Below are 20,606 nucleotides of genomic sequence, written 5' to 3' on the forward strand. Positions count from 1 at the left end.
CGGCCTCAGTCCATGATCGGCATCGAGAAATCGGCGCCCGTGGCGACGCCGTCGGGCCAGCGCTGGGTGACCGTCTTCGTGCGCGTGTAGAAGCGGAACGAATCCGGACCGTGCTGGTTCAGGTCACCGAAGCCGGAGGCCTTCCAGCCGCCGAAGGTGTGGTACGCGATCGGCACGGGGATCGGGACGTTGACGCCGACCATGCCGACGCGGATGCGGTCGGCGAACTCGCGGGCGGCGCGGCCGTTGCGGGTGAAGACGGCGACGCCGTTGCCGTAGACGTGCTCGTCCGGAAGGCGGAACGCCTCCTCGAAATCGTCGGCGCGGACGATGCACAGCACCGGGCCGAAGATCTCCTCGGTGTAGATCGACATGTCGGTGGTGACGTTGTCGAAGAGCGTCGGCTGGATGAAGTAGCCGTCGGCGAGCGATTCGCCCTCGAAGTCCGCGTCGGTGGCGCCCTTGCCGCGGCCGTCGACGACCAACTCGGCGCCGGCCGCTTCGCCTTCGTCGATGAGCTGGCCGATGCGGTCGAGAGCGGACTTCGCGACGACGGGGCCGTAGGAGGCGTCGGGATCGAGGCTGTGGCCGACCTTCAGTTCCGGGATCCGTTCCTCGAGCTTGGCTCGCAGGGCATCGGCGGTTTCCTTGCCGACCGGAACGGCGACGGAGATGGCCATGCACCGTTCGCCGGCGGAACCGTACGCCGCGCCGACGAGAGCATCGACGGCGCTGTCGAGATCGGCGTCGGGGAGGATGATCATGTGGTTCTTGGCGCCGCCGAAGCACTGGGCTCGCTTGCCGGTGGCCGCGCAGCGCTCGTAGATGTACTTGGCGATCGGCGTGGAGCCGACGAAACCGACGGCCTGGATGACCTCGGAGTCGAGGATCGCGTCGACGGATTCCTTGTCGCCGTGGACGACGTTGAACACGCCGGCGGGTCCGCCGGCCTCGATGAACAGTTCCGCGAGGCGGACCGGGACGGAGGGGTCGCGCTCCGAAGGCTTGAGGACGAAGGCGTTGCCGGCGGCCAACGCGGGGCCGGCCTTCCACAGGGGGATCATCGCCGGGAAGTTGAACGGCGTGATGCCCGCGACGACGCCGAGCGGCTGACGCATCGAGAAGACGTCGATGCCGGTGCCCACGGAGTTGGAGAACTCGCCCTTGAGGAAGTGGGGCGCGCCGACCGAGAACTCGAGGACATCGGTGCCGCGGGCGATGTCGCCCTTGGCGTCCTCGAACGTCTTGCCGTGCTCGAGCGACAAGGTGCGGGCGATTTCATCGATGTTGTCGTTGATCAGCGAGATCCACTTCATGATCACGCGGATTCGCTTTTGCGGGTTGGTCTTCGCCCACCCGACCTGCGCGCGCTCCGCGCTCGCGATGACGTCGTGGACTTCGGCGGCGGAGGCGAGTTCGACATTCGCCTGCACCTGACCGGTGGACGGGTTCATGACGGGGGCCGTGCGGCCGCTGGTGCCCGGCTTGGCGGCACCGTCGACGAAATGCGTGATCGTGCGGGTCATCTCTGCTCCTGCATGGTCGGCTGGGATTCGGTGTCGTTACCGGTCGAGAATTCCTGTTCGGTCCGGAACGAATCTGAGCCGAGACGCTAATGGAGACATGGGTCACACTCGAAAACGATTGTGACGTGGAGCGCCGATTACCCCGCCGAAAACGGTGCTGCGGTGCGGTGGTGTGGGGCTTCGTCGGCAAGCGGTGTCCGCTGAACACCCCCGGGGCCGGCTACTCGTTCCCGTCCACGATCCCCTGGATGATCGCCGCGTAGTGGTCGATGAGTTCGGTGCGGTCGAAGGCCGCGAAGTCGACGTCTCCCACGCGCCGCATGAACGACAGGCCGGCGAGCATCGCCATCGCCGCTTGGGCGCGCAGATCCGGCGACGGATTCGGGTGCGGGGCCTCTTTCGCGATGCGCCGTGCGAGCACGCGCAGGAGGTCTTCCTTGATCCTCCGGCCGATGGCGCCGAGGGATTCCTCGCCGCCGTCGGTGACCGTGAGAACGCGGATGGTGGAGTACGGCGCGTTGTCCGGAGCACTGATCGTCTCCAGGACCGATGTCATTCCGAGCTGGTCGAAAGGCCCGCTGAACAACGCGGAGGCGCTGTCGGTGAAGTCGACCGTCTGCTCGAAAAGGCGCTCTTTGCTGTGGAAATGCTTGATGATCAACGCGGAGCTGACGCCGGCTGCCGCCGCGATGTCCTTCAGCGACACCTGGGCGAAGGAGCGTTGGCTGAACAGCTCTCGGGAGCACTTCAGGATTCGGGTGCGGGCGTCGGGTTGCGGCGCGGTGGGCTGCATGTTTTCGAGGTTACAAGCGCTGCCGCGCGGCCCCGAATCGCCATCGCGCACGTCATGGCACTCCTGGGGAGACGTTACCGCCGTCCCGGCGCTGCGCGGTCCGCGTATGGCGCGCGCAACAAACGAATTTCCACGCCGTCCCCATCCACGGATGCGCCCGTTCCGGGCAGATACTCCCGTTGCAACGGGCGCATCTGCCTGGAACGGGCGCATCTGGCAAGGAGCCCTCGGTGGATCGGGCGTCGACGGGGTCTCCGGGGTAATGGAGGCCTCCGGAGGGGAGAAGGCCATCGTTTTGAATCGGCTCATCAATCGGTTGAACCCGCGACCGGCCCCATTCCGACCGGCCGCCGCACCCAACCCATGGCAATCTATTGCCATGAAAACGAAGTCGACCTCCATCCGCGTCGCCGCCGCGCTCCTCGGCGCGACCGGCCTTCTTCTCGCCTCCTGCGGTGCGGGTGGGGCGCAGCGGGACGCCGCTCCGTCTCCGGCGGCGGGATCGTCGGAAAGTGAAACCCGCTCGACGGTCACCGTGACCAGCACGGTCGAGCGAGAGATCATCGACGTCGATGCTTCGGCGTTCGCCATCGGAGGCGGCCATGTCTTCCGGTACGTGCTCGATGGCGAGTCCGGCGAATGCTCGATCGGCGAACGGGGAGCGATGTGCATGGGCACCGCGGGCGACGACATCCCCGAGGTCGAGGTCCCGCCTTTCCCGCGGAAGCCCGCCAGTGCGGTCAGCGTCGGCGTCGACGGCACCGAATATCTGGTCTTCGAAGGTGTTCCGCCTGCGCCGGAGACGCTGCAAGCCGGTCAACGCGTCAAGGTCGGCAAGAGCGTCTGCTCCGTACCGGATGAATCGACGCTGACGTGCGAGTACGACGGCGCCTCCTTCACTTTGCGCGGCGCGGATGCGTTGATTTCCACCAGCGAGAAGCCCGTCGGGCGTTACTTCGTCGGCGATTCCGGGAAAGCGGGCGAATCCGGCAAGAAGAAGTCGGGCGCGCAGAAGATGAGCGCGACCGGTGACTCGTGTGGCACGGCCAGGAGCTCCGAGTTCCCCGGGTTCGACGGCATGAACGTCGAGGTGAAGCAGGGACCGGTCGATTGCGGCAAAGCGATGGAGGTTCTCGGCGAATACCTGGATACGCCGACGGATGCGGACCATGGCAATGCGAACATCCGCCAGTACGGAGACTGGAGTTGCGCGATGCCCACCCACGGGTCCGCGCAGCGGTCGGGATATTCGTTGACGTGCGGTGGCTCGGATGGCACGGCGATCGGCATCCGCAACGGGTGACGTCCCGGCGGCCGGCGCTCCCGCATGACTCCCGCATAACCAACGCCCACACTGCCCGGTCCCCACATTCGTGGGAGCCGGGCACTCCCGTTTTTCGGGTTTTCCCATGAATCGAGCGGACGTTTGGCTAATGTTTGTCAAGTGCATATTGATCTAGCCGGTGATCGCTGACGGCCGTGGACCTCCGCCAGCCGACCAGCGTCGGCATTTCCCGCCATGGCCACGACCATGTTCACGGCCATGGTCACCGCTACCGCAACGTCAACGGCGACGACCATCCCCGCGGCCACGGGCACCGCCAGGGACACGCCCACGCTCACTCCCACGGCGACGACCACCGCCACCAACGCGGCCCCCTCCGGCATTTCCGCGGCCTGCGCGCCGAGCTCGACCGGCTCGGCATTTCGTGGCCGGCCATTTCGCGCTCGGGCCTCCCGCACTTCCGCATCCCGCGCCTCGGGCTCCCGCACTTCGTGCCGCCGCGCCTCTCCGTGCCTCGCTTGCCGACGCCCCGCGCCGGCTTCCCGCGCCCGGCCTTCGCCCGCTTCGGTTCCGCGCACCCCGGCCGCGGCCGGATCAGTTTCGCCACATTGCTGGCGCATTGGCCGGCGACGGTCTTCCTCATCGCGCTGCTCGCGTCGCTCGACAGCGATCCCGGCCGCCTGACGGCCGTGGCCTTCGCCAGCGCGCTGATCTTCGGGTCGTGGGCGCTGCAGATGGCGTTGCAGGTGGTCATCGTCAATCTTTTCCCGTGGTGGGAGGCGGCCATCGCGGCGACGGGCGTGACGGCGATCGTGTGGCTCCAGCTGTGGCTGGCGCTGCCCGGCATGGGTTTCGTTCACGAGATGGTCGGCGATCCGCGCCTGCATGCGGGCTCGCTGGCGATGGCGCTGGTCCTGCTGCCCGTGGCCAGCGCGTTCATGGTCCGCTTCCTGTGGCACGTCGGCGTGGCGCGGGTGGTGGAGGACCTGGGCCAGGCCGAGTTCGAGGCGTGGGCGGCCGAGCATGCCCGCGTCGCCGGCTGGTATGCCCCGGATGGGCGGCGCCGCGTGGTCCGGCGGCACATCGACCGCGCCGCCCACTGGCGTCCGTACGCGGCGGGCGCGGTGCTGGTCGTGGCGCTGGGCGCGCTGACGGGGCTGTGGCACCCGGCCGCGCAGCTGGTGATGGGAGTCTGTTTCTTCGCGGCGCCGTGGGTCTACCGCCGGCTGGCCGTGCGCGCTGCCGCGGACGGCGATGGGGGACCGGGGGCCGGCACCGGCGCGTAGTGCTTTCCGACGCCCACCTCCCCATGGCATGCCCTAGGGGGTATGATGTGCCGGGAATTCGCCCATGCACCCGACCCCGGAGGTCCCCATGTCATTTTTCGCGAAGCTCTTCGGCTCCGAAGGCAAGATCGGCGGCGCCGAGGCTGTGCAGATGTGCAAGGACGGCGCCCGCCTGGTCGACGTCCGCACCGACGCCGAACGCCGCCTGGCCTCGCCGAAGAAGTCGTCGCACATCCCGGTGCAGCAGATTTCCGCGCGCTGCGGTGAGCTGAACAAGAAGCACCCGGTCATCGCCGTGTGTGCCCACGGCCCTCGCGCCCGCCGGGCCTGCAACGTGCTGCGCAAGCAAGGTTTCGACGCCTACTGGCTCGCCGGCGGCGTCAACGCCTGGCAGAACGCGGGCGGCCAGGTCAAGCAGTAGGCCGCACCCTCTGCGCCGCGCCCCTCACTCCCCGCTACCTCTCGCGGACCAGCGCCGGGTCGAGCCCGCGGCTGAACACCGCCGCCCGCGTGCGATCCAGGGTTTCCTGCAGCCGCGCGCGGTCGGGGAAGCCGCGCCCGTCCGGCCCGTCCGGCCCGGGCGCACCGTCGGCGTCGAGGCGTTTCAGGATCGCCGACACCGGCGCGACCCGCACGGGGAACGTCTGGTACGGGGTCACGACCGTCGGCACATACGTCAGGCCGGACACTCCCCATCGGCCGTCGGCACGCGAAAACTCCAGCTCAACCGTCATTCCCTCGTAGGACAGCACGGTTTCCGCGGACTGGTGCGCGACCATGTTGCCCAGCCCGTAGATGACCCATTTGCCGTTGACCATCTCGATCGGCTGCACGGCGTGGATGTGGTGGCCATAGACGACGTCGACGTCGGGGGAGGCGGTGAGCGCCTGCGCCAGCTCGAGCTGCTGCTGCGTCGGTTCGACGACGGCTTCCTCGCCGGCGTGCATGGCCACCATCACGATGTCCGCGCCCGCCGCCCGCGCCGCCGCGGCCTTGCCCAGCAGGTTGGCGGGGTCGAGGTCGCCGAGCATCCACGGGTGCTCGACGGGGATGCCGTTGGTGCCGTACGTGCCGGTGACCACGGCGACGCGGGCGCCGTTGGCGGCGGTGAAGATCCGCGGCGCGTCCATCTCCTCCGGGCTGCGCGCCGCGCCGGAATGCAGGATGCCCGCTGCGTCGAACGTGTCCAGCGTCCGGAACAGCCCTTCGGTGCCGGCGTCGACGGAGTGGTTGGAGGCCGTGGTGCACATGTCCCAGCCGGTGTCCTTGATCGCGTCGATGATCTGCGGCGGCGATTGGAACCCCGGGTACCCCAGGTACGGGCCCTCCGGTGGCGCGAAGACGGTTTCCTGGTGGCACACGGCCATGTCGGCGCCCTCGATCATGGGCTTGACGTCGGCGAACATGTCCGCGAAATTCCACGTCCCGTCGCCGTTTTCACCGGAGGCCCACACTTCTTCGTGCCACAGCAGGTCGCCCGAGACGGTCACGGTCAGGCGGTCGGGGTCCGGCTTTTCGCTTGACGACGGCCCCGCGCTCCCGTCCGCGCCGCCCCCGTCGGGACCGGCCGCCCCGGGTTCGGCGCCGCCGCGGGCATCGATCCGGCTGCCGCCGAAGAACCCGGTGTCGCCGCCGAGGAAGCCGGTGGCGTGATCGGCGCCCGCGACGAGGGCGGCGCCGACCGTCATCGCGGCGAGGATGGCGGCGAGGCCCCGGCGACTCGGTCGGGCCGCGCCGCTGCGGCGGGGACGGGAAGTGGCGTTCATGGTGCTTCCAGTATGGGTGCGTTCGCGCCGGAAGTCAGCCACCCGTGCGCACGAGCGCGCCGTGGGGCGGGCACCGGGTTCGATCACGCGGCCATTCGCCCGCGAATTCGATGCGGATCGTAAAACCCCGGCCTGACCCGGTACATTGGAACCGTGACCCATTCACCCGCACCGCGCCGCCGCCCGATCGACGACGCGCGCCGCCCCCGCCGCCGCGCCGAAGAGCGCCGTCCGGCGAAGCACCGTGCCCGCGGCCACCGGGCCAACGGCGGCGCGCAGCAGTGGCGGGTGCAGGTCGATCCCGACCGTCCGGCGCATCGGGCGGCGCGTCGGCGCCGTCGTCAGGCGCCCGCCCCCGTGGCCTCGGCCGTGCCGCGGCGCTCCGTGCTCGCCGGCGTCACCGCGATCTTCGGGGTCGCGGTCCTCGGGGTGGTCGGCGCCATCGCGATGGACATGCCGCGCGACACGGAGGAAGTGCTCACCGCCGACCAGACTCCCCAGGCCGCGCCCGAGCCGCTGCCCGCCGACGTCCGCGGCGAGATGATCCAGCGCCACCTGCAGGGCGTGCCCGTGCCGTTCCCGCGCAACGTCGAAATCCACGACCGCGTCGCCGAAACCCAGCCGCGCACCGAGGCCGACGTCATCGAGGCCGTCAACGGCGTGCTCCACTCGTGGAACCTCACGCCGGACGGGAAGCTCGTGCACAACAACTGCCCGCCGCACGCCCGCGCGTGCGTCGACGTGGACAACCGCCTGGCGTGGCTGCAGGAGGACGGCCGCATCACCCGCGGCCCCGTGCCCACCACCACCGGCATGCCGGGCTACGAAAGCCCGCGCGGCGAATTCACCGTCCAGCGCAAGGTCCGCGACGAAATCAGCTACGTCTTCGACAACGAGCCGATGCCGTTCTCGGTGTACTTCACCTCCACCGGCGTCGCGTTCCACCAGGGCGACCTGACGCAGGACTCGCACGGCTGCATCCACCTGTCCGAGCCGGATGCGGCGCACTTCTTCGACGTGCTCAAACCCAACGACGTCGTGGTCACCTTCTAGGCCGCCGCACGCACGACGCGGGCGTCGCAAAGCACACCACTTGCTTTGCGACGCCCGCGTTTCACCTCAGGGAACGATGTAGCAGCCGGCGCCCGGCACGCATTCGACGGTGAAATCCGCCGGGCCGACCGGATCGCCGTCGGCGAAGGCGGTCACGCCGTCCATGCGCAGCGAAATGTGCGACGCCCGGAAGGTGGACACGCCCTCCTCGTTGAGGAAATCGCCGGTGAAGATCTTGGGGAACTTCATCGCGGCACGGCGGCGCGACAGGCGCTTGAGCACCGTCACGTTGAGCATCCCGTCCGTCGGGTCGGCGGTGGGGCAGACCTTCATGCCGCCGCCGTACGTCCGGGTGTTGCCGATGGCGACCATGGTCAGGTTCTCGTCGAGCACCAGATCCCGCTCGATGACCAGCCGGGCCGGCAGCGAATGGAACTTGGCGAACTCGATGGCGATGGCCGCCACGTACCGCGACTTGCCCGTCGGCCAGGAAATCTGGTTCGTCCGCTCGGTGACCAGCGAATCGAAGCCGGCCATGGCGATGGTGCCGAACCAATGGTCCTCGAAGCCGGGGCCCTTCATCAGGCCCAGGTCCGTGGTCCGGAAACGGCCGACCGCGATGGTCTCCGCCGCGCGCTCCGGATCCAGCGGGATGCCGTGCTCGCGGGCGTGGTCGTTGCCCGTGCCGGTGGGGATGATGCCGATGGGCTTGCCGGACATCGCCTGCTCCTGCAGCACCAGCGACACCAGGCCATCGCCGCCGCAGCAGGCGATGACGTCGATCGCGTCGTCGGCGACGGCCTCGGCGGCCAGCTCGCGCGACGCCTGCGGGCTGGAGCCCTGCATGTGCACGACGTCGACGCCGAGCTCCGCCAGGCGATTGCGGGCCTTCGCCAGCTTGTCGCCGGTGCGGCCCTTGCCGGCCTTCGGGTTGCTGATCAGCGCAACGCGGCGGACGTCGAGCTTGCCCTCGCGGTACGTCTCGGGGTGGGGGCCGTGCGCCGGCCCGGTTTCGTTCTCGGCGGTCATCCCGGCGTCGCCGGCACCCGGTCCGTCAGTGTTCATCGGGGGCCTCCGGGGCGTCGATGGTGAGCAGCTTGCCGGGGTTCATGATCCCGGCGGGGTCGAGTTCCTTCTTCACCGCGCGCAGCACCGCGACGCCCAGGTCGCCGATCTCGTCGCGCAGGTACGGGGCATGGTCGATGCCGATCGAGTGGTGGTGCGTGATGGTGCCGCCCGCCTCGACGATCGCCCGGCAGGCCGCGTTCTTCGCGGCCCACCACTGGGCCTCCGGGTCGTGGCTCTGGGCGGCGATGACCGTGAAGTACAGCGAGCAGCCCTCGCGGTAGACGTGCGAGACATGGCACATGACCAACGCCATCGTGCCGGACTCGCGCAGCGTGTCGGACAGCGCGCGGGTGACGGCCTTCTTCAGGCGCGGCACGTTCGACCAATCGGTGGCGGTTTCCAGGGTCTCGCAGATGGCGCCGTTGTCCAGCAGGCCGTCGCGGAGCACCGGCGCGCCGAAGCGGCCCTGCTCCCAGGAGCGCACCGGGCCCTCGCCGGCCGACGTGCCGCCGGCGGCGATGAGCAGCGCCCGCGTCTCCGCGTGGCGCGACGCCGTGTGCTCCTCGGTGCCCTCGTACATGGTCAGGCACAGGCAGCCCTCCGGCGCCTTCGACGCATCGCCGATGGAATCGCCGGACGTGAGGTTCACGCTGGATTCGATTTCGTCGGACAGGCGGATCACCGTCGGTCCGGCGCCCGCCTGCTCCACGGCCCGCAGGCCGGCGACGCCCTCCTCGAAGGTGCGGAAGGAGAACGCCTCGTAGCGCTTGACCTCGGGGACCGGGTGCACGCGCAGGCGCACGCGGGTGATGATGCCGAACGCGCCCTCCGAACCCAGGAACAGCTCGCGCAGGTCCGGGCCCGCGGCGGAAGCCGGCGAGGCGTCGCCGACCTCGAGGATCCCCGACGGGGTGACGATGGTGAAGGAGCGCACCATTTCGTCGAACCGGCCGTAGCCCGCCGACGACTGGCCCGACGAGCGCGTCGCCGCGTAGCCGCCGATGGTGGCGTAGGGGAAGGACTGCGGGTAGTGGCCGATCTGCAGGCCGTGCTCGGCCAGCAGCAGCTCCGCGGCGGGGCCGGTGAGGCCCGCACCGAGGGTGGCCAGGCCGGATTCGGCGTCGACGTCGCTGAGCTCGTCGAAAAGCGCGAGATCCAGGCTGATCACCGCACGGGCGCCGCCGCGTTCCGGAGCGACGCCGCCGACGACGGTCGTGCCGCCGCCGAAGGGCACCACCGCGACGCGCTCGCGGGTGGCCCACCGCAGGATCTCCAGGACTTCTTCGTCGGTGGCGGGGGCGACGACGGCGTCGGGGACGTCGTGCGTGCCGCCGAGGCGCCAGCCGATCAGGTCGGGGTAGGACTTGCCGCGGGCGCGGCCCAGCTTTTGGCCCTTGTCGCCGCTCACGCGGTCGGCGCCGACGATCGCGGCCAGCGCCTCGAGGTCGCCGGTGCCGAGCATGGATTCGCGGATGAGGATGTCTTCCTCGGGGATGCGCGGCAGGGGCTTGTCGACGTTGAATACGCCGTCGAGCAACTTGTGCACGCCGTGGGAGAGCGGTTTGGCCTCCCCGGGCGTGCCCCAGAGGTTGAACTCCATCGGCGGAAGGGGGACTCCGGTGTGTTCGTGACCGTCCATGACCCGGATGTTACACTTTGGCCCAAAGTGGAAACCAGGGGAACTTTCGTTCAGGGGTGTCCGCCGGGGGTGGCGGTCGGAATCATGATCGCAGGCGCCGGTAGGGCCGGCCAGGCGGCGCGGGGTAGGCGGGGGTGATTTTTGGAGCGTGACAGTTGTTGACAAACTGTAATGCTCGGGACAATCTGGAGTCATCATCGAGGTCGGCGCGCACCGATCGCGCGGACGCAGCCGAGCGTTTGCCCCGCGGGCATCCCCCGCGGAACGGCCTCCCCGACTCGGAGAAGGGACACTTGAGTCGATGAACACCACCAACGGCAACTCATCCGCACCGACCTCCCCGAACGACCCCACCGCGCTCGACGCGGCCCGCCGCCGCGCCTGGCTCGACGAACTGAAAAAGCGGGGCAGCGCCGACGGAGCCGACGGAGCCTCCGCCGACGCTTCCGCGGCCGACTCCGATGGCGCCCGGCCGGTCGACCTGCTCATCATCGGCGGCGGCATCACCGGCGTCGGCGTCGCACTCGATGCCGTGACCCGCGGGCTGGACGTCGTGCTCGTCGAAAAGCACGACCTCGGATTCGGCACCTCGCGCTGGTCCTCCAAGCTGGCCCACGGTGGCCTGCGCTACCTGACCAAGCTCGAGATCGGCATCGCCTACCACTCCGCCGTCGAGCGCGGCCGCCTGATGCGGCACATCGCACCGCACCTGGTGCGCGCCCTGCCGCAGGTCACGCCGCTTGCCGACGACACCAACCTGATCCAGAAGGCCGCCGTGCGCATGGGTTACATCGCCGGCGACATGCTGCGCCTGTCCGCCCGCACCCCGTCGACGATCCTGCCGCGCTCGCGCTACCTCAACCGCGACAAGACCCTGCGCATGGTGCCCGCCGCCCTGCGCGACGGCCTGCACGGCGCGTGGGTGAACTACGACGGCCAGATGATCGACGACGCCCGCGTGGTCACCGCCATCGCGCGCACCGCCGCCGAGAAGGGAGCCCGCGTGATCACCCACTGCTCGGCGGTCGACGCCACCGGCGACGGCGCGACGCTCGTCGACGAGCTCACCGGCGACAGCTTCCATCTGCCCGCCCGCGCCGTGGTCAACGCCACCGGCGTGTGGGCCGGGACGCTCGACGGGGGCATCCGCGTCCGCCCGTCGCGCGGCACCCACCTGGTGTTCGACGCCGAGAAGTTCGGCAACCCGACCGGCGCGCTGACCGTGCCGCTGCCCGGGTCGATCAGCCGCTACCTGTTCATCCTCCCGGCTCAGCTCGGTCGCGTGTACCTGGGCCTGACCGACGAGGACACCCCCGGCGAGATCCCCGACGTCCCCCCGACGCCGGACAGCGACGTGGACTTCCTGCTGGAGAACATCAACCGTGCGCTCGGCGTCAAGGTCACCCGCGACGACGTGCGCGGGGCCTTCACCGGCCTGCGCCCGCTGCTCGTGCCCGAGGGCGCCGGCCCCGCCGACGGCGAGGACGCGCCGAAGACCGCCGACCTGTCGCGCCGGCATGCCACGGTGAAGTCGGCCGACGGGCTGATCTCCATCGTCGGCGGCAAGTTCACCGAATACCGCCTGATGGCGGAGGAGGCCGTCGACTTCGTGCTCGACGACCGGGGCATGCGCGCCGGCGAGTGCGCGACGCAGGAAATGCCGCTGGTCGGCGCTCCCCGACACCCGGGCAGCCGGGGCGTGTCGCACGCCGAGCTGGCCGCGCTTCCGCAGTCCCTCGTCGCCCGCTTCGGGCACGAGGCGCCGAAGGTCGTCGCCGCCGCCACGGTGTCCGACCCGCTCGGGCGCGTCGCCGGATTCGACGTCACCCGCGCCGAATTCGAGTACGCCGTGACGCACGAAGGGGCGCTGACCGTCGGCGACATCCTCGACCGGCGCACGCGCATCGGCATGATCGCCGAGGACCGGGCGGCCGCGGCGCCGTTCGCCCGGGAAGTGCTCGAGCTGCACGGCATCGCCGTCGCGAGCGACGACTAGGCCGGCGGGAAGCGACCGCCGGGACAATGAACGAGATGAGGAAGAGGATCTCCGCGACGATGAACGACATCAGGAACAGGGCAATCAATTGGGTGCTCGTGGAGAAGCCCGCCGTTGCGGCGAAGGTCATCCGCAAGCTGACCGCGAAGGGCTCCAAGGGCTCGAAGCGCTCCGCGAAGAAGACCGCGCAGATGGCGGCCACCCGGGGCGTTCCGGCGCCCGAGCCCGGGCCGCTGACCCGCAACAACGGCCTGCGCGCGGCCAACGTCGCCGCCCGCGTCCCCGGGGCCCGATAAAGGCGGGGAGCGCGGCGGAGCGTCGATGGGCGCAGTCACCGCGACAATGCGAAAGGCCGGGGCGGCCGGATCCGAGAAGGACCCGGCCGCCCCGGCCTTTTTGTGCCCCGTACGGCGAAGCGCCCGCGCCACCATGTGGTGGCGCGGGCGCTTCGGTGCTTCCCGGGGGCGGCCCTACTTCTGCCGCACGGAGGCGGGGACCTGGCGTGCCCCGCCGGCGTCGCGCTGGGTGCCCTGCGCGGATCCGCCGGACGCGCCGCCCGCCGGGGCGGGGGCCGAACCGCCCGAGCCGGACTTCAGCTCGGAGATGATGCTCTCGACCGACGACTTCGCGTCGCCGAGCAGCATGTCCGTGTTGTCGTTGAAGAACAGCGGGTTCTGCACGCCCGCGTAGCCGGAGCCCATCGAGCGCTTGAACACGATGACCTTCTCGGCCTCCCAGACCTTCAGCACCGGCATGCCGGCGATGGGGGAGCCGGGCTGCTCGGCGATCGGGTTGACCGTGTCGTTGGCGCCGATGACCAGCACGACGTCGACGTCGCCGAAGTCGTCGTTGACCTCGTCCAACTCCAGGACCAGGTCGTAGGGGACCTTGGCCTCGGCGAGCAGGACGTTCATGTGGCCCGGCAGGCGGCCGGCGACCGGGTGGATGCCGAAGGTGACTTCCTTGCCGGCTTCGCGCAGGGTGCGGGTCAGCTCGGCGACGGGGTACTGCGCCTGGGACACGGCCATGCCGTAGCCCGGGGTGATCATGACGGTGTTGGCCATCTTCAGCAGGTCCGCGGTCTCGGAGGCGGAGACCTCGGTGTGGGTGCCGGCCTCGCCGCCGTCGGCGATGGCGCCGCCGTCGGTGCCGAAGCCGCCCAGCAGCACGTTGAGGAAGGAACGGTTCATCGCCTGGCACATGATGTAGCTCAGGTACGCTCCGGACGAGCCGACCAGGGCGCCGGTGATGATCAGCAGCGGGTTGGCCAGCATCAGGCCGGTGAACGCGGCGGCCCAGCCGGAGTAGGAGTTCATGATCGACACGACGACCGGCATGTCGCCGCCGCCGATGGCGATGACCAGGTGCCAGCCCAGGAACAGGGCCAGGCCGGTCATGACGCCCAGCGCGGTCCACGCGATGGAGCCGTCGCCGACGATGATGAACGTGACCATCAGCGCCAGGGACACCAGCAGGATCAGGACGTTGAGCACGTTGCGGCCCGGCAGGAGCACCGGGGCGCCCTTGATCTTCTCGGCCAGCTTCAGGCCGGCGACGACGGAACCGGAGAAGGTCACCGCGCCGACGAAGACGCCCAGGTACACCTCACCGAGGTGGAAGGCGCGCGCACCGTCGCTGAGGCCGCCGTCCTCCATGAAGGAGTTGAAGCCGATGAACACGGCGGCCAGGCCGACGAAGCCGTTGAAGTAGGCGATCAGCTGCGGCAGGCCGGTCATTTCGACGGACCGGGCGCGCCACACGCCGTACATGCCGCCCAGCGCCATGGCCAGGCCGATGAGCAGGAGCGTGACCAGCGGGCCGTGGTGCTCGCCGGTGGTGTCGCGGGCCGAGGTGGCCGTGGCCTGCACGATGGCGATGAGCACCGCGATGCCCATGCCGGTCATGCCCAGCGTGTTGCCGCGGCGGGCGGTCTCGGGCTTGGACAGCGCCGCGAGCGACAGGATGAACAGCAGCGCGGCGGCGATGTAGCCGAGGGTGGACAGGCGGTTGGTCCAGTCGAGCACGGCGTCGGTTTCGGTGCCGGTCGCCGCGGCGGCCAGGAGCGTGGCGCCGTTGGTGATGTCGGTGATTGCGCTCATGGTTTACGCCTCCTCCTTGCGGAACATGCCGAGCATGCGGTCGGTGATGGTGAAGCCGCCGAAGATGTTGATCGACGACAGCATGATGGCCAGGAACGCCAGCGAGCTGACCACGAGGTTGCCGGAGCCGACCACGAGGATCGCGCCGACCAGCACGATGCCGGAGATCGCGTTGGTCTCGGACATCAGCGGGGTGTGCAGTCGCGGGGTGACGGCGGAGATGACGTAGAAGCCCAGGACGATGGCCAGGGTGAGCACCATGTAGTTGACGCTGACGGTGGCGGGGCTGGCCAGGATCACGGCGATGCCGAGGATGATGGCCAGCGCCAGCCCGACCTTCGCCTTGGCGCCGCCCATGAAGGCGACCTTCTCGGGTGCTTCGGCGGTGGCGGCCGCGGCGAGCTTCTCCTGCGCTGCGGCGGCCGGGGTGGCCGAGACCTGCACCGGCGGCGGGGGCCACAGGATGCGGGTGTCGGTGGCGGCGCCGGTGGTCTCCGCCTCGACGTTGCCGTCGCCGCCCTTGCTTGCCGACGCCCCGTTCAGCGTGACCGTGATGCCGCGGATGATCTCGTCGTCGAGATCCAGGATCGGCGTGCCGTCCTTGTCCGGGGTGATCAGCTTGAACAGGTTGACGATGTTCTGGCCGTAGAGCTGCGACGCCTGGCCGGGCAGGCGGCCGGCGAGGTCGGTGTGGCCGATGATGGTCACGCCGTTGTCGGTGACGGTGACTTCGCCGGGCACGGTGAGCTCGCAGTTGCCGCCGTTGGCCGCGGCCATGTCGACGATGACGCTGCCCGGGCGCATGGCGCGGACGTCGTCGGCGGTCAGCAGCAGCGGGGACTTGCGGCCGGGGATGTTGGCCGTGGTGATGACGATGTCCGCGGCGGCCGACTGCTCGGCGTAGAGCTTCGCGGCGGCGGTGGCCTGGTCGTCGGTCATCTCCTTGGCGTAGCCGTCGGAGGACTTCTCCGAGGCCACGGGGATCGGGATGAACTCCGCGCCCATGGACTCGACCTGCTCGCCGGCTTCGGGGCGCAGGTCGGTGGCCTTGACGATGGCGCCCATGGAGTTGGCGGTGCCGATCGCGGCGAGGCCGCCGACGCCGGCACCGATGACGTAGACGGTGGCCGGCGGGACCTTGCCCGCGGCGGTGACCTGGCCGGTGAACAGGCGGCCGAAGGAGTTGGCGGCCTCGACGACGGCGCGGTAGCCGGCGATGTTGGCCATGGAGGACAGGACGTCCATCGACTGCGCGCGCGACAGGCGCGGCACGGCGTCCATGGCGAGCGAGGTGAAGTGCGACGCGGCCAGCTCGTCGACGAGCTCCGGGTTGCGGCCCGGGGCCATGCGGGACACGAGCATCGCGCCGGGCTTCATGAGGTTGCGGCATTCGCGCGGCGGGGCGTCGAGGGTGGTGATGATGTCCGCGCGCCACACGTCCTCGCCGACGATGCGGGCGCCGGCGGAGGCGTAAAGATCGTCCGGGTAGGCGGCATGGTCGCCTGCCCCGGACTGGACGTCTACGTCGTAGCCGAGCTTGATCAGCTTGGCGACGGTGTCGGGCGTCGCCGCGACGAGCGGCTGCCGGACATCCGGTTCGATGGGGATTCCGATTCGCACTGTGGACTCCTGAGTGTGCTTGCGGGACGTGAAAAACGGGCGTGCGGCGGTCCGTGATGTGGGAAGCGGGGGTAAACCGATGCTCCGCCGTGTGCGGTCTGCTTATTAAAAGATGAAGACCGTATGTTTCGTGGGAGTTTCGCCAAAAACGGTTCTGGATTCAGTCAGTTGCTTGACGACGCCGCTGTGGGGTGGAGTCCGGCGGTCCCGTGAATAACGGTGCTGGGGTGCGTCAACGATGATGATTTTCCTCCCCGCGGCCCCCTCTCCGTTAAACGGGTGAGGGAAGCGGGGGTGTCCCGAGCCGAGGTCGCGGGAGCCGGTGCCGGGCGGTGTCGGGGGTGCGCCCGGCGGTGCGGGCGGCGTGCTGCCTGCGGTGCCTATGCGTCGGATGACGGCAGCGTCGCCGGCGGCGCCGGGGCTCCCTTCGGCGGGGCGATCTTCGGGTACGTGCCGGCGGTGGCGGAGGCCGGAGAGGTGCTTCCGGCGGTGGCCGAGCCGGAAGGGGCCGCACCCGCAGCGCTTCCGGCCGCCGCGGCGGCGGTGCCCGTGGGGCGGTGCTTCGCGGGATCCCAGTGGCCGTCGACGAGCTTGCGTTGCACCGCGATCGCACCGCCGAGCAGGACGGCCGCGAAGACCAGGATGCCGATGGCGCCGCCGACGGGGCCGAGCTTGGCCACCGAGCCGATGAGGATGCCGGCCCAGCCGAAGTCGGCGTCGCCGAAGGTGGTGTTCTCGGATCCGAAGGTGCCCAGGACGCTGACCAGGAACGCGGGCAGCAGGGTGATGATCAGCCCGTTGGCGAATGCGCCGAGCGCGGCGCCGCGGCGGCCGCCGGTGGCGTTGCCGTAGACGCCGGCCGCGCCGCCGGTGAAGAAGTGGGGGACCAGGCCGGGCAGGATCAGCGCGGCGCCGAACATCGGGTTGAGCCACGCGGCCAGCATGGCCAGGCCCGCCAGTCCGCCGATGAAGGAGGAGATGAAGCCGATCAGCACGGCGTTCTGCGCGTAGGGGAAGACGATCGGGGCGTCGAGCGCGGGGATCGCGCCGGGCACGACCTTCGCGGCGATGCCCTGGAAGGCGGGCACGAGCTCGCCGAGGATGGTGCGCACGCCGAAGAGGATGACGGCCACGGCGACGCCGAACTGCAGGCCCTGGGTGACGGACATCATCAGGTAATTGCCGACGCCCTTCGCGCCGTCCTCGAAGGCGGTGAACGCTTCCTCGGAGCCCGCGCGGACCAGGTACATCACGGCCAGGATCACGTACATGAGCACCATCGACAGGGCGGTGGCGACCATCGAGTCGCGCAGGAACCGCAGGCCCTCGGGCAGCTTGAGCTCTTCGGTGGAGCGGGACCGCTTCTCGCCGCGCCCGCCCACGGCGGAGCCGACGGCGATGTAACCGGCGGTGACAAAGAGTGCGTAAAGTCCTCTCGCGGTCAAATAGCGGTCACGGGCAACGGCGAAGTCCAGAAGCTGATTGCGTTGGGCAGTTGATCACCACTCGCATTGCACTGTGTACCTGGATGGACAGGAAAGCGTCGCGAAATGACGTGTTGTGTTGCGGCGGCGGTTTGCCGGAGAACTTGTCGTTCGCCGTAGGAGGCGAACTGGGGCAAAGACGATCAAACCATAGTTGGCCTCGATTGCGATGGTGACTCCAGGTGGTGTAGGTGCTCCGCCAATGGGGACTTTTGATTATGGCTGGCTATCTGGAACTTAGGAATCCGTCGCATCCATTCGAGTCGCGAAGCGATTACTGGCAGGCCGTGTTGTCAATGCGTTGTTAGTGATCGTCATCTATACCTCGATCACAATTCGTAGGCATCTAAGAAATGTGGGGAAGTGAAGCGTTCCCCGGCTTGTCGAGTGTGGTACTAGTCGTGACCTGTGATGCTAGGCGAAGCAAGCATTCTGCCAGTAATTGCAATGTTGGAACAAATTATCGTACAAAGCTAGACGGATGGATTGACATGTGCATGAGTCTTCTGCTGCGAATTCGGGCCGGAAGTAATGGGCGGTCGATGCGTTTGAAAACTGATTCTGTGGACTCCTGTCCCTCTTCGTGACGTTCCTGGAATGACGTGTAGTGAATTAACTCGCCTTTTTCCACTTGGATCTGGCTGGCGGGTAGTGATAAAAGGTTTGCCATTTCCTTTCCCTTGATATTGATATCGGAGTTCGCGGCGTTTTGTTGTATCGCGCCCGGCGGGAGTGAAACGATAGATGGATATTTGGAGGATCCGCAAAGTTGGAGCTGTTGTAAAAATGCCTTCCAGCTTATCATGCTAGTTGGGCGATTATTCATCTGTTTTCTTGTATTCCATTTCCAGGAAGTCCAGTGTGACGTATTCAAGCTTTGCGGTCCGTGAAATGTTGAAGAGAGAAGTGTTGCACTTTTTTGAATTTGGACTTGTGACTAGGGGGTCAAAAAGTTGGCAATATCTCGAGCGGGGATCACCTTGATCCATGTGCCCAGATCGTACGGTGAGATTTGAGTGAATCCAAGCTTTGGTGCGCGAATATGGGATTGTGTACTGGGGAGTGGTAATATACTCGTTTCGGTCAGGGGCCTCTGCCATGGGGGAATTGGAAATGCGTAATAGATGGGGTACTTGGAATATTTATAGGCACGCAGTTGTTCTAGGTCTATTTTTACAGTGTGGACGTTTCTAGTGTCGTCCCATTGTGAAGTCTTAACTTCGATCCATATTTCCTTCCCGGGAATTCCTGTCGGGCATACGGTGATATCTTCTCCTGAGGTTTTCCACCATAGGTCCACGTGTCCCTTGAAATGGTCGTAAATGTTCATGCTTAGCCAATGTTCTAGGGTTTTTTCTGGAATTGAAGTGGTCAACGTCTTCCTTTCTATTGGAGTTGCATCTTAATTCTAGTGCCAAAGGGCTACGTCCCGCAGTAGGTCGTGTACTCGCCGAATTCCGGGGGCGCGGGGCGTTCGTAGCGTTCGTCGTCGGGGTTGCCGCTGGGCGTGTACGGGGCGGTGATCCGGGCCAGCAGCGCATCGAACGGCCGGAGGTCGCGGGGCTCGTTGGCGTCTCCCGAGCCGGCGGCGGCCAGCGCCTCTTCCACCAGGTGGTTGCGCGGGATGTAGATCGGGTTCGCCCGCCGCATCAGGCCGGCATCGGGGGACAGGCCCCGCCAGGTGCCCAGCCATTCCTTCGTGCGGGCGGCATCGGCGAAGTGGCCGAGCAGCGCAGTCTCGTCGCCGCCCCCGGCCACGTCCGTCAGCGCCCGATGGACGAGGGTGTGGTCGGGGTTGTCGTCGCCGAGCATCGCCAGCCACTCCTCGGCCACGGCGGTGGCGGCCGCCGAATCGGCGTCGCGCCCGGGGTCCAGCCCCAGCTTCGTCTTCCACGTGTCCAGGATCCGGCCGTCGACCAGCTTCCTGAACCCGGACAGGTGCTCCCGCGCGAGCGCCAGGGCACGGTCGGCGTCGGCGTCGTAAAGCGGCGCGAGGGTTTCCGTGAACCGGGCCAGATCCCACTCCAGCACCCGTGGTTGGGTGCCGTAGGCGTAGATGCCCTGCCGGTCGATGGAGCTGAACACCGCGCGCGGATCGTGGGCGTCGAGGAAGGCGCATGGGCCGTAATCGATGGTCTCGCCGGAGACGGTGATGTTGTCGGTGTTCATCACCCCATGGACGAAGCCGGCGCCAAGCCACGCCGCGACGAGGTTCGCCTGCGACTTCGCGACCGCATCAAAAAGGGCCAGCGGACGCTTGTCTTCGGGAAGGGCCAGCAGATCCGGGTAGTGCCGGGAGGCCGCGTGGTCTATGAGCCGCTTGACGACGTCGTCGCCGCAATGCGCCCGCGCGAACTGGAAGGAGCCCACGCGCAGATGGCTCGCCGCGACGCGGACGAGCACCGCGCCGGGCAGCGCCCGTTCGCGCTGGACGCGGCCACCCGTGGCGATGACCGCCAGCGACCGGGTGCTGGGGATGCCGAGGGCGTGCATCGCTTCGGAAACGAGGTATTCGCGCAGCATCGGGCCGAGCGCCGCCAGGCCGTCGCCGCGCCGGGCGAAGGGCGTCGGGCCGGAGCCCTTGAGGTGGATGTCGCGCAGACTGCCGTCGCGGTCGGTGATCTCGCCGAGCAGCAGCGCGCGGCCGTCGCCGAGAATGGGCACGAACTGGCCGAACTGATGGCCCGAATAGGCCTGCGCCACCGTGCGGTAGGGGGCGGGGTCGGACCGGCCGAGCAGGAAATCGATGCCGTCGGGGGTGCGCAGCCACTCGGGGTCGAGGCCGAGTTCGCCGGCGAGGGCGTCGTTGAGCACCACGATCTCGGGCGACGGGTACTCCTGCGCGGGCCAGTCGATGGCCATTTCGGGCGTGGCGCCGGCGAAATCGGAGTTCAGGCGGACGGGCGGGTCGGGGGTGGCGGTCGGCTCGTTCGTCTGTGACATGGGTCGAGTCTACGGATGGCCCGCCATCGCCCGCGGAAGCCCGTGGTG

At 68.6% G+C, this 20,606-nt stretch carries 14 protein-coding genes and 1 pseudogene; 6 read left to right on the top strand and 9 right to left on the bottom strand.

Features of this window, described 5'->3' with window-relative positions:
• Positions 1-5: 5 nt before the first annotated feature.
• The gene (locus CHAN_RS03970; RefSeq protein WP_048742859.1) at positions 6-1,526 is read right to left on the bottom strand and encodes a CoA-acylating methylmalonate-semialdehyde dehydrogenase; all 1,521 of its coding nucleotides are present in this window, start codon (positions 1,524-1,526) and stop codon (positions 6-8) included.
• Positions 1,527-1,746: 220 nt separating this feature from the next.
• Positions 1,747-2,319: a TetR/AcrR family transcriptional regulator gene (locus tag CHAN_RS03975; protein WP_048742856.1), complete on the bottom strand. Its 573-nt coding sequence runs from the start codon at positions 2,317-2,319 to the stop codon at positions 1,747-1,749.
• Positions 2,320-2,581: 262 nt separating this feature from the next.
• On the opposite strand from CHAN_RS03975, the gene CHAN_RS03980 reads away from it, so the two are divergent.
• The 3 genes from CHAN_RS03980 to CHAN_RS03990 all read left to right on the top strand — a co-directional run bounded on the left by CHAN_RS03980 (position 2,582) and on the right by CHAN_RS03990 (position 5,311).
• Complete coding sequence (locus tag CHAN_RS03980) at positions 2,582-3,622, top strand: hypothetical protein (RefSeq protein ID WP_290292028.1); 1,041 nt, start codon at positions 2,582-2,584, stop codon at positions 3,620-3,622.
• A 176-nt stretch (positions 3,623-3,798) separates the two neighbouring features.
• Positions 3,799-4,890: a DUF2339 domain-containing protein gene (locus CHAN_RS03985; RefSeq protein WP_290292031.1), complete on the top strand. Its 1,092-nt coding sequence runs from the start codon at positions 3,799-3,801 to the stop codon at positions 4,888-4,890.
• A gap of 88 nt (positions 4,891-4,978) precedes the next feature.
• Positions 4,979-5,311 carry a rhodanese-like domain-containing protein gene (locus tag CHAN_RS03990; protein ID WP_065421526.1) on the top strand — a complete coding sequence of 111 codons (333 nt, stop codon included), beginning with the start codon at positions 4,979-4,981 and terminating at the stop codon, positions 5,309-5,311.
• 34 nt (positions 5,312-5,345) lie between these two features.
• On the opposite strand, the gene CHAN_RS03995 is transcribed toward CHAN_RS03990, so the two are convergent.
• Positions 5,346-6,656, bottom strand: a complete 1,311-nt coding sequence (locus CHAN_RS03995) for a CapA family protein (protein ID WP_290292034.1) — start codon at positions 6,654-6,656, stop codon at positions 5,346-5,348.
• A gap of 153 nt (positions 6,657-6,809) precedes the next feature.
• Here CHAN_RS03995 and CHAN_RS04000 point away from each other — a divergent pair, with 153 nt between their 5' ends.
• Positions 6,810-7,709: a L,D-transpeptidase gene (locus tag CHAN_RS04000; RefSeq protein ID WP_290292036.1), complete on the top strand. Its 900-nt coding sequence runs from the start codon at positions 6,810-6,812 to the stop codon at positions 7,707-7,709.
• A gap of 66 nt (positions 7,710-7,775) precedes the next feature.
• On the opposite strand, the gene CHAN_RS04005 is transcribed toward CHAN_RS04000, so the two are convergent.
• Both CHAN_RS04005 and CHAN_RS04010 read right to left on the bottom strand, forming a co-directional pair.
• A complete protein-coding gene (locus CHAN_RS04005) occupies positions 7,776-8,774 on the bottom strand; it encodes a diacylglycerol kinase family protein (RefSeq protein ID WP_241485428.1) in 999 nt (332 codons plus the stop codon).
• Positions 8,764-10,416: an FAD-binding oxidoreductase gene (locus CHAN_RS04010; RefSeq protein WP_290292041.1), complete on the bottom strand. Its 1,653-nt coding sequence runs from the start codon at positions 10,414-10,416 to the stop codon at positions 8,764-8,766. Before CHAN_RS04010 ends, CHAN_RS04005 begins: the two co-directional genes overlap by 11 nt.
• Before the next feature lie 301 nt (positions 10,417-10,717).
• On the opposite strand from CHAN_RS04010, the gene CHAN_RS04015 reads away from it, so the two are divergent.
• Positions 10,718-12,412 carry a glycerol-3-phosphate dehydrogenase/oxidase gene (locus CHAN_RS04015; RefSeq protein ID WP_290292043.1) on the top strand — a complete coding sequence of 565 codons (1,695 nt, stop codon included), beginning with the start codon at positions 10,718-10,720 and terminating at the stop codon, positions 12,410-12,412.
• A 59-nt stretch (positions 12,413-12,471) separates the two neighbouring features.
• Positions 12,472-12,708 carry a hypothetical protein gene (locus tag CHAN_RS04020; RefSeq protein WP_290292045.1) on the top strand — a complete coding sequence of 79 codons (237 nt, stop codon included), beginning with the start codon at positions 12,472-12,474 and terminating at the stop codon, positions 12,706-12,708.
• 174 nt (positions 12,709-12,882) lie between these two features.
• Here the strand turns inward: CHAN_RS04020 and CHAN_RS04025 are convergent, their stop codons facing one another.
• The 4 genes and pseudogenes from CHAN_RS04025 to CHAN_RS04040 all read right to left on the bottom strand — a co-directional run bounded on the left by CHAN_RS04025 (position 12,883) and on the right by CHAN_RS04040 (position 20,558).
• Entirely contained in the window at positions 12,883-14,511 is a 1,629-nt protein-coding gene (locus tag CHAN_RS04025) for an NAD(P)(+) transhydrogenase (Re/Si-specific) subunit beta (protein ID WP_290292047.1), read from the bottom strand.
• 3 nt (positions 14,512-14,514) lie between these two features.
• Complete coding sequence (locus tag CHAN_RS04030; RefSeq protein ID WP_048742840.1) at positions 14,515-16,131, bottom strand: Re/Si-specific NAD(P)(+) transhydrogenase subunit alpha; 1,617 nt, start codon at positions 16,129-16,131, stop codon at positions 14,515-14,517.
• Positions 16,132-16,511: 380 nt separating this feature from the next.
• Positions 16,512-17,549: pseudogene (locus CHAN_RS04035) on the bottom strand (PTS transporter subunit IIC); the annotation flags it as partial.
• 1,488 nt (positions 17,550-19,037) lie between these two features.
• On the bottom strand, positions 19,038-20,558 hold the full coding sequence (locus CHAN_RS04040) for a protein adenylyltransferase SelO (RefSeq protein ID WP_290292051.1): 1,521 nt from the start codon (positions 20,556-20,558) through the stop codon (positions 19,038-19,040).
• Positions 20,559-20,606 lie beyond the last annotated feature (48 nt).

The sequence above is a fragment of the Corynebacterium hansenii genome, from assembly GCF_030408795.1.
Lineage (GTDB): Bacteria > Actinomycetota > Actinomycetes > Mycobacteriales > Mycobacteriaceae > Corynebacterium > Corynebacterium hansenii.

Excerpts from the sequence above, each read along its gene's own strand:
- CHAN_RS04005 (WP_241485428.1), bottom strand. The coding sequence starts at position 8,774 with ATGAACACTGACGGACCGGGTGCCGGCGACGCCGGGATGACCGCCGAG.
- CHAN_RS04040 (WP_290292051.1), bottom strand. The coding sequence starts at position 20,558 with ATGTCACAGACGAACGAGCCGACCGCCACCCCCGACCCGCCCGTCCGC.
- CHAN_RS03975 (WP_048742856.1), bottom strand. The coding sequence starts at position 2,319 with ATGCAGCCCACCGCGCCGCAACCCGACGCCCGCACCCGAATCCTGAAG.
- CHAN_RS03980 (WP_290292028.1), top strand. The coding sequence starts at position 2,582 with ATGGAGGCCTCCGGAGGGGAGAAGGCCATCGTTTTGAATCGGCTCATC.
- CHAN_RS04020 (WP_290292045.1), top strand. The coding sequence starts at position 12,472 with ATGAACGACATCAGGAACAGGGCAATCAATTGGGTGCTCGTGGAGAAG.
- CHAN_RS03970 (WP_048742859.1), bottom strand. The coding sequence starts at position 1,526 with ATGACCCGCACGATCACGCATTTCGTCGACGGTGCCGCCAAGCCGGGC.
- CHAN_RS03990 (WP_065421526.1), top strand. The coding sequence starts at position 4,979 with ATGTCATTTTTCGCGAAGCTCTTCGGCTCCGAAGGCAAGATCGGCGGC.
- CHAN_RS04015 (WP_290292043.1), top strand. The coding sequence starts at position 10,718 with ATGAACACCACCAACGGCAACTCATCCGCACCGACCTCCCCGAACGAC.
- CHAN_RS03995 (WP_290292034.1), bottom strand. The coding sequence starts at position 6,656 with ATGAACGCCACTTCCCGTCCCCGCCGCAGCGGCGCGGCCCGACCGAGT.
- CHAN_RS04010 (WP_290292041.1), bottom strand. The coding sequence starts at position 10,416 with ATGGACGGTCACGAACACACCGGAGTCCCCCTTCCGCCGATGGAGTTC.
- CHAN_RS04025 (WP_290292047.1), bottom strand. The coding sequence starts at position 14,511 with ATGAGCGCAATCACCGACATCACCAACGGCGCCACGCTCCTGGCCGCC.